Origin of the sequence: Methanoregula sp. PtaB.Bin085 (genome assembly GCF_002067035.1) — an archaeon.
Taxonomy (GTDB): Archaea; Halobacteriota; Methanomicrobia; order Methanomicrobiales; family Methanospirillaceae; genus Methanoregula.
The window spans coordinates 1-3,420 of sequence record NZ_MVQB01000005.1; the positions used below are offsets into that span (position 1 = coordinate 1).

7 protein-coding genes are annotated in these 3,420 nt (G+C 57.7%); all 7 read right to left on the reverse strand.

Features of this window, described 5'->3' with window-relative positions; translation table 11 throughout:
• Window positions 1-213: hypothetical protein (locus A4E33_RS00075; RefSeq protein ID WP_292345262.1), on the reverse strand; the 213-nt coding region annotated here is incomplete at its 3' end.
• A 50-nt stretch (window positions 214-263) separates the two neighbouring features.
• On the reverse strand, window positions 264-503 hold the full coding sequence (locus A4E33_RS00080) for a hypothetical protein (protein ID WP_292345264.1): 240 nt from the start codon (window positions 501-503) through the stop codon (window positions 264-266).
• The gene (locus tag A4E33_RS00085; protein WP_292345266.1) at window positions 493-864 is read right to left on the reverse strand and encodes a hypothetical protein; all 372 of its coding nucleotides are present in this window, start codon (window positions 862-864) and stop codon (window positions 493-495) included. Before A4E33_RS00085 ends, A4E33_RS00080 begins: the two co-directional genes overlap by 11 nt.
• Window positions 861-1,265 carry a hypothetical protein gene (locus A4E33_RS00090; RefSeq protein ID WP_292345268.1) on the reverse strand — a complete coding sequence of 135 codons (405 nt, stop codon included), beginning with the start codon at window positions 1,263-1,265 and terminating at the stop codon, window positions 861-863. Before A4E33_RS00090 ends, A4E33_RS00085 begins: the two co-directional genes overlap by 4 nt.
• Entirely contained in the window at window positions 1,262-1,630 is a 369-nt protein-coding gene (locus A4E33_RS00095; protein WP_292345270.1) for a hypothetical protein, read from the reverse strand. The genes A4E33_RS00090 and A4E33_RS00095 overlap by 4 nt, the downstream gene beginning before the upstream one ends.
• A 118-nt stretch (window positions 1,631-1,748) precedes the next feature.
• Window positions 1,749-1,904: a hypothetical protein gene (locus A4E33_RS00100; protein ID WP_292345272.1), complete on the reverse strand. Its 156-nt coding sequence runs from the start codon at window positions 1,902-1,904 to the stop codon at window positions 1,749-1,751.
• 654 nt (window positions 1,905-2,558) lie between these two features.
• A partial coding sequence (locus tag A4E33_RS00105; RefSeq protein ID WP_292345274.1) for a site-specific integrase occupies window positions 2,559-3,420 on the reverse strand: 862 nt, incomplete at its 5' end.

Sequence of the window (3,420 nt, forward strand, 5' to 3'; positions counted from 1 at the left end):
CCGGCGCGAGAACAGGGCCGGGTTCACCTCGTTCAGTGTCACGTAGATGCCGTGTACTGAGTTGTCGGCATCGAGCGGCTCCACGGCCCGCACAAGCGCAGCGGGATCGCTGAAGTAACCGCTGTGGGTGAACTGGTCTGTGAGCGCCCGGACCTCGATGACCTGCCCGGGCCCGGCTAGAAGGCTGACAGCATCACGGAGCAGACCATCCACACGTCACCACCCGGTTCCCTGCTCTGGTCTGCTGCGCGAAACATTCGGGATCAGCCATGCCCGTCGCCTTCTTCCGGGGCAGGCTCCTCCCGCTTCACCCGCTCCGCGTGCTCATCAAAGGTCTCAACTTTCACGGTATAGCGGTGATGGAATTTTCGCTCGACAAAGATGTGAAAGACCGATTCACCCTTCTTCTTGATCAGGTCCGCAATCGCCTTCGGAATCAGGTAGAGCGGGATGCCCTCGATCTTCTCGGTTGTGACTTCCGGTTTCTGCTCCTCATCGGGCATAGGCAGCCACCTCCCGGATAGAGTCGGGCAGGACCTCGTAGCAGTGGATGGAGCCGTTCGGTGAGAACACCCAGACTTCGCACCGGATGAAGACATTGCCCGGGTTCATCGTCAGCAGCGAGCGGAACTGGCAGATCTCGAACCGGCAGAACGATTCGACATACGGCTCGCTGACGCTGCCGTAGGCCGCCCGGATCTTTACGCCGAGCATCTCGTAATCGCCCCGCAATCCGACCAGGTGGACCGGGATGTACCGGGCAAGGAAACTGCTCTCGACCGGCAGCACCGGCTCGTAGCCCCGGGCCACGAGCAGTTCTGTTGCCCGGTCGAGCGAGACGACAAAGGTGCTCTTCGCAATCATGCCACACCCCCGGCCCGCGATACCACCGGCCCGTGCAATGAGAGTTTCGGGATCTCGTGGATGCTGTCCCGCAGGACCTCGAAGCACCGGAACCCGTAGGACACCGAGTAAATCCAGATCTCGTAATGATTCCCGGCCTCCCCGATGTGGCGGGCAATATGCTTGCGGAGCTGCACAAGGTCCAGCCCACACTTCTGCTTGACCATATCGACCGTAGAGGGAAGTTTCGAAAATTTCCGGATACGGATGAATCGCGTCTCACCCGAGGGCCGGCTTGCAACAAGGTGGGCCGGCGGGTTCTTCTTGCTGAACCCGGGCGGGACTACGAGGACTGAATACCCGTGCATCCGGAGGATCTCGCGAGCCCCGTCCTCAATCAGTGTTCCGCGACGGCTGGTCATGAGGCGACACCTCCCTTCTTCGGTGAAATTATCTCCGGCTCCGGTACATCGCCCGGGACCTCGAAAAGGATACAGGACACATCCTCGCCGAGCGCGACCGCGATGAACCGGTCGCGGGGGAGCATGTACCGGATGCTGCCAATCGACAGGATCACCGCCCGGCCCGAGGGGTTGAGGGCAACGGAGCCGGAAGCGACCGGAGAACCGGTCGGGTCCGGGTTCTTGTGCAGCAGCGGCACGGTCTCACCGACAAACAGCAGCATCCCCATGTCTTCGGGACAGATGAAGTACGATTTGTCCCAGATCCGGACATGGACATAGCCGTCGCTCCCGGTCATGACGATGCCGGCAGAGAACCGGGTCATAGCCTTCCTCCCGTCTGCCCGGTGTGTTCAGTGAGTGCTTTAAAGTCGGAAACAAAATGATCTTTGGCAGTCTCACGGCATGACTGGGTAAGTTTGGTTCGTGAGCTGCCACTGATGATTATCTGCATGGTACCTCCTCTTTTGCGACGATGATCCATCGCCCGTGTTCAACCATCTTCTTCCCGATTCCGTAGAAACCGGACCGCTTCTCGTAGGCGTCAACGGCTTCCTGTGTGACCCGCAGGGGTTCGCGGGCCATTACGTTCTGCATCATTTTTCTCCTCGTGTTGTTGCGTTCGGTCGTTCTCCTCTGCATCCGGGGCGTCCACATCCACACGTCCCGCTTTTCCCGTGGTGTTCCGGAATCCCGGGCCGGATAGAGCTATGGCTATTGTCCGGCCAGATGCCGCCTTCCTCAAAACGGCGGGTGACCTATCGGATCAATACCATAAGCGGATCACGGTTACCGGTTATCCGGAATTACTGACGATCACCAAAGAATGTAAAGAGAGAAAATCCCGGGGCGTGGCTTTGTGTCAACTGGCTCCACTGTCCCGTGTTCATGCTGCGTCCGATACCGGACGCCAGGTTGTTCGGCTCTGCCTTGCACGATGTCTGAGTAACGGCATCGGGCCTGCGGAACAAACCAATGATTCGATCACCGATCGATTCTGCCGCAGCCTTCAGTCGTTTGCTCGTCTGTGTCAGGTAGTAGCACAGCATTGTAATATTTTTATAAATCATTGGTCGCTTAAAGGGTTTTCTGAACCAGCGGGTTAGCTGACCGCTTTTTGTCGTACAAGCGTAATACAAATGGTTGATTTTACTGCACCAAAATGCGATGCGCGGCTAAAATTTTCGAAAAAGAAAAGCACTTTAATCAATTTTATGGTCAGGTTCCTGAGTGGTGCGGGAGGTGCCGCAAAAATCAGAGTTCCCCTTTCCGCTTCATCTCCGCGATCCGTTCATCAATCAGCTGCCGCAGGATATCCGGGTTGTTATGCACACTCTGCTGGATTCCTTCATCCGTATCAATCACAACGTCCGTTAACCGCTGGCCGCACGAGAAGCAGTAGTTCGAGACGGGCGGATTGATCTTCCGGCAGTGCGGGCACTGGACCGGCTCCAGCCGTGTCGTAGCGTTGTCATTGTCCGCGACGCTGATACCGTAAGACTGGAGCATTGCGGAATCGATGTCCTGACCGGTCAGATGAGCATAGGTCCGGAACATATCGGTGCTGATGTTGCCCCACATCATGAGCTTGATCACGCTCTCCGGGACCTTCTCCTTGATGAGGTGCGTTATCCGGCTGTGGCGGAAGACATGCGGCGTGATGTGCTTGCGGATCCCTGCAGTCTTCGCGATGCACTTGAGCCGCTTGTTGATGGTTGCATGAATGAGGGGCTTGCCGCGTTCGTTCACGAAGACCAGCCGCTCCCCGCTCGGATCCGGCTTATAGCAGGCCCGCCACTGTGCCAGGTATTCCCGAGCCATAATGAGCCGGACGTACCGGGGCATGTTGGTCTTGAAGTTCACGTTCGCGATGATACCGTATTTGTCGAACGTGAGATCGCCCCAGGTCATGGTCCCGATCTCGCCAATCCGGAACCCTCCTTCATAGAGCATCATGATGAGGGCCCGGTCCATGGTCCGGGTGCACGCCTTCATCATCGCGGTGATCTCGTCCGGTGTCAACAGGTCTGCGGCCACCTTGGTCATGGTGTCCTTGGGCGGCGTCCGGAGTTTGTGGATCTTGCTTTCGGTGAGCGGGGAATATTTGTTCTCGATC

Bases quoted from the DNA above. Each gene is read 5' to 3' on its own strand.
- A4E33_RS00080 (WP_292345264.1), bottom strand. From the start codon at position 503: ATGCCCGATGAGGAGCAGAAACCGGAAGTCACAACCGAGAAGATCGAG.
- A4E33_RS00085 (WP_292345266.1), bottom strand. From the start codon at position 864: ATGATTGCGAAGAGCACCTTTGTCGTCTCGCTCGACCGGGCAACAGAA.
- A4E33_RS00090 (WP_292345268.1), bottom strand. From the start codon at position 1,265: ATGACCAGCCGTCGCGGAACACTGATTGAGGACGGGGCTCGCGAGATC.
- A4E33_RS00095 (WP_292345270.1), bottom strand. From the start codon at position 1,630: ATGACCCGGTTCTCTGCCGGCATCGTCATGACCGGGAGCGACGGCTAT.
- A4E33_RS00100 (WP_292345272.1), bottom strand. From the start codon at position 1,904: ATGATGCAGAACGTAATGGCCCGCGAACCCCTGCGGGTCACACAGGAA.